The sequence below is a fragment of the Tenuifilum sp. 4138str genome, from assembly GCF_041102575.1.
Lineage (GTDB): Bacteria > Bacteroidota > Bacteroidia > Bacteroidales > Tenuifilaceae > Tenuifilum > Tenuifilum osseticum.
The window spans coordinates 1-4,673 of sequence record NZ_JBGCUE010000023.1 but is presented as its reverse complement, the minus strand read 5'-3'; the positions used below and the strand labels follow the sequence as shown (position 1 = coordinate 4,673).

The 4,673-nt window shown below is 47.8% G+C and carries 3 protein-coding genes; 1 reads left to right on the top strand and 2 read right to left on the bottom strand.

The window, feature by feature from the left end; translation table 11 throughout:
* Positions 1 to 679: 679 nt before the first annotated feature.
* Complete coding sequence (locus tag AB6811_RS13760) at positions 680 to 2,275, bottom strand: M20/M25/M40 family metallo-hydrolase (RefSeq protein ID WP_369491191.1); 1,596 nt, start codon at positions 2,273 to 2,275, stop codon at positions 680 to 682.
* Positions 2,276 to 2,498: 223 nt separating this feature from the next.
* Entirely contained in the window at positions 2,499 to 3,263 is a 765-nt protein-coding gene (gene kdsB, locus AB6811_RS13755; protein WP_369491190.1) for a 3-deoxy-manno-octulosonate cytidylyltransferase, read from the bottom strand.
* 940 nt (positions 3,264 to 4,203) lie between these two features.
* Between kdsB and AB6811_RS13750 the strand changes: the two genes are divergently transcribed.
* The gene (locus tag AB6811_RS13750; RefSeq protein ID WP_369491189.1) at positions 4,204 to 4,590 is read left to right on the top strand and encodes an endonuclease domain-containing protein; all 387 of its coding nucleotides are present in this window, start codon (positions 4,204 to 4,206) and stop codon (positions 4,588 to 4,590) included.
* Positions 4,591 to 4,673: the final 83 nt, after the last annotated feature.

Below are 4,673 nucleotides of genomic sequence, written 5' to 3'. Positions count from 1 at the left end.
TGAAGGAACAAAGAGATGCTTCGGCAGCGCTCAGCATGACAAAGGGAGCAAAGATGCAAGGGGTATTGTCATTCCGAGCTAGTCGAGGAATCTCTCTCAGGTATAGAGAACAGCCCTGTAGGGGCGTAATATTTGTAACTCCATAGCTACTCCCACAGGTATAGCGATGCACGCTATGCATAGGCCAAAGAGCAAGGGTGAATCGTTGCATCGCAAAAAAAATCATTACAAAGAACGATTTACACGTTCTTTCTTGTCTTGATACAAGAAAGAACCAAAGAAAATCAAGGCTGAAAAGCCCGACCCGATGGGTACCCCGTGGGTGGAACTGCCACGCGATACTATTCGCCACGCCTGCGGCGTGACTCATGTGGTATCGCTTACAAAGCCCACCGCAACGTTCCACCCCCGACCCTTTGCCGTGTCAGGCTTTTATGCCATTGCCTGCTTTTTCCGTTCCATACTCTCTCAGGGAAAAAGGCTGGGGGTGAGGTCGTTTTACACATTCAACCTAGATGACCCCTCTAAATCTCCCCTGAGAGGGGAGACTTTAACCCTGCAAAAAAGTTTCCTACTTGCCTCTCCCCTCTCATATCAGGAGAGGGGCGGGGGTGAGGTCGCTTTCCACGAACAACGATTCACGAACAACGATCAACTATCAACTATCAACCATCAACCATCAACTCTTCCTAGGCTTGGCCTTCTTCACCTGTGCGGGAGCGGGTTCATCGGGGGCAAAGAGGCCCTCGCGGGAGAGCAGGTGCGGCAGGTTGGCCACGCCACACACCACCACGGCATTTACCACCGAGGCATGGTTCATGTAATCGGCCGGGCACTTCTCGTAGGTGTCGCGCTCGGTATGCCAAATCTCGCCGTAGCTGAAGTCAACCCCATCGGCATCAACGGTGCCAAAGTTAAAGGCGGGTACGCCTGCCATCTGGAAGGGCGAGGAATCGGTACCACCGGCATGCTTGGGTTTAGGCCTGGGTGTAGCCTCTATCACCTTAAACGGGTACTTGGGATTGGCACTGAGGAGCGGCTGGCATATTGCGTTAAAATCGCTGACCATGGCCTTGGGTACCGATATGTTCACGGGAACGGTTGGGCCGCCATCGCGGTTGAACATGGCCGATACCTTGGGGAGCAAGCTCTGGTACTTTTGCACCCATGCGGTTGAGCCCAGCAGCCCAAACTCCTCGCCTGCCCATAGGGCGACAATGATGGTGCGTTTGGGTTTGCCGCCAGCCTTCATGATGAGCCGTGCCGCCTCCATGGCCGGAACTGCACCCGAGGCATTATCGGATGCACCGGTAGCCACATCAAAGGCATCGAGGTGCCCCCCCACAATCACCAGCTCATCGGGTTTTTCGGTTCCTTTTATTATACCGTAAACGTTATGGTATGGAACAGGCCCCGGCCTGAAATGGTTGCGTATATCGAACTCCAGCATCACGTACTGGCGCTCCTGAACCATTGTTTTAATTGTTGAATACTGATGCTCATCGAGCTTGATATCGGGAACACGCGGCAGGTTTTCCCACGTCATCTTTTCCAGATTCTTACGGTCGTATAGTGCGCGAATGGGTAGCTTTGACGATTGAATGATACCGAGGATGCCTGCCTCAACCATCTCGCGGTAAAAGAGTGCCGGCTCCTCAACTAGCGGGATTAGCTCCTTTTGCAGGTCTTTGCGGTCGCGGTTCTGCCAGTTAAACCGACGGATGGAATCGTTCAGAACCTCAATGGAGTCGTTCTTGGCAATTATCTTAGCCCTGCGGGCATCGCCCTCAGCCGACCAGTCGATAGGCCAACCGTCGTTCTCGCCACCAATAAGCACCCAGGCCCCCTTCAGTTTACCCTTCATACGCTCCAGCTCCTTTTTCGACTTAGGCTCCAAAACCACATGGCCACGCTGTACTCCCTTGGTGCCGGCTGTGTACGAGGGTGTGGCAAAGTGAAGAACCTCACCGTTATGCGAGAGCAAACGGCCAAACCAAGGGCCGCGGTTAAAGCCAACGGGCAAAACCCCAACCTCCTCAACCAGTACATCCATGCCCCACTGCTCAAACTTTGAGGCAGCCCACCTTACAGCATTATCGTAAGCGTTTGAGCCAATGGGTCGTCCACCTATACGGTTGCAAAGCTCATCGAGCAAAACCATGGTTTGGTTATCGGTTTGCCCAAGGGCGATTATTCGGTTTACAACGCTATCGGTTTGAGCATAAACAAAAAACTGCGCAAAGGCAAGCAAAACAATAAGAGCTACCCTTTTCATGGTATTAAGTTTTAAAGGAGTTTAAAGGATTTGATGAGGAAAAAGAGGAAAGGTTTATTCAAGGGTAAAGGATAAAGGATAAAGGATAAAAATTTCAGATTTCAGATTTCAGATTTCACATTTCAGATTTCACATTTCACATTTCAGATTTCAGATTTCAGATTCATGAATGAAGGTGGTTTCTTAAACCATCAACTATCAACCATCAACTATCAACCATCAACTACCTTTCATTCAGCATTCTATCGGCTAGGAGTTTTACCTTCTCGAGGTCTTCGGGGGTGTCAACGGCAAGGGTTTCCAGGTCGGTTTCAACCACGGTAATACGGAAGCCGTTTTCAATCCACCTAAGCTGCTCAAGGGATTCGGCCAATTCCAGTGGGGTTTGCTGCAGGCGGGTTATGCGGCGGAGAATATCGGCCCGGTAAGCGTATAGTCCTATGTGCTTCAAATACCTAAAAGAACTTTGCCAAAGCGATTGTTCCTTGCCACGAACAAAGGGTATAACAGAGCGACTAAAGTAGATAGCCTCGGAGTTTCGGTTCAGTATCACCTTAGGACTGTTGGGGTTGAACACATCCTCATCGGGCATAAAAGGCTTTACCAGAGTGGCAATTTGCACATCGGGGTTTGCAAAGCAGCTTACTACACGGCTGAGCTGCTGGGGTTGAATGAAAGGCTCGTCGCCCTGAATGTTAACCACCACATCGAACTGTATATTCTGCTCCGACTGCACAATATCGAGGGCCTCGGCACAGCGGTCGGTGCCGCTCTTGTGTAACTCCGAGGTCATCACTACCCTACCCCCGAATGCCTCCACGGCATGCCTGATCCTATCGTCGTCGGTAGCAACGAAGCACCAATCAAACACCTGCGATGCTCGCTCGTACACCCACTGAATCATCGGTTTACCGGCTATTATGGCAAGAGGTTTACCCGGGAAACGGGTTGATGCATAACGGGCAGGAATAAGTCCGAGTACTTTCATTTGATAAACGGTTTTGGCAAAGGTAGGGAAAAATAGTGTACAGTGTGCAGTGTGCAAAGGATAAAGGATAAGGGTTAAAGGATAAAGCTAAAGGATAAAAATTTAAAATTTCAGATTTAAGATTCATGATTAAAGGTGGTTTCTTATGCCATCAACCAACAATGAACAACCATCAACTATCAACTAAACTGGTATCACAGGGTTACACAGTGCAACACGGTGTTTCACAGAGTGGCAATCACGAACATTGAGCAACGAGCAACGAACAACGAACAACGAGCAACGCCTCCAGCCCCGTAGGGGCTAAACATTTGTAACTCCATAACTACTCCCACCCGTATAGCGATGCATGCAGTGCGTATGCCAAAGAGCAAGGGTGAAACGTTGCATCGCAAGGGAAAATCATGGCAAAGAGCTATTCACACATTTTTTCTTGTCTTGATACAAGAAAGAACCAAAGAAAATCAAGGCTGAAAAGCCCGACCCGATGGGTGCCCCGCGGGTGGAACTGCCACGCGATACTATTCGCCACGCCTGCGGCGTGACTCATTTGGTATAACTTACAAAGCCCACCGCCACGTTCCACCCCTGACCCATTGCCGGGTCAGGCTTTTATGCCATTGCCTGCTTCTTCAACTCCATTCCCTCTCAGGGAAAAGGGCTGGGGTGAAGCCGTTTTCCACATTTAACCTAGATGACCCCTCTAAATCTCCCCTGAGAGGGGAGACTTTAACCCACGATAAAGCTTCCTTATTGCGCTCCCCTCTCCTGTCAGGAGAGGGGTAGGGGTGAGATCTGTTTACACCATCAACCTAGATGACCCCTCTAAATCTCCCCTGAAAGGGGAGACTTAAACTCCTAAAGAGGGTCAAGGACAAATCAGTGTTTCTTGATTTTTAGATTCAGTATGCTTAACTTTATTAATCAAATTTGTTCAAGGATGGTTAGATCAAAATTTAATATGTATTACAATGGGAGGAGAGAACTGCTGGTAAACGCCAAATCTTTAAGAATTTCATCAACAAAGGCAGAGAAAGTTTTATGGCAAGAAATTAGAAGTAAAAAGCTAGGGGTAAAATTTAGAAGACAGCATGTAATTGAAAACTTTATTGTTGATTTTTATTGTCATGAGTTCAAACTAGCTATTGAAGTTGATGGCGACTACCATTTAGAGGCTGAGCAACAAGAGTACGATGAAAATAGAAGTTATAATCTTAACGAGTATGGGGTTGTAGTTTTAAGATTTTCGAATGACGAAGTATTGTATGATATTAATAAAGTCAAATCAAAGATTATTGATAAAATAACCGAATTAAAAAGAAGATAAAACAATGTATGGCCCCCAAAACAAAATGTACAATTTTTGAAAATACACATGGCTGATAATTAGATACATACGAAATTCTCACT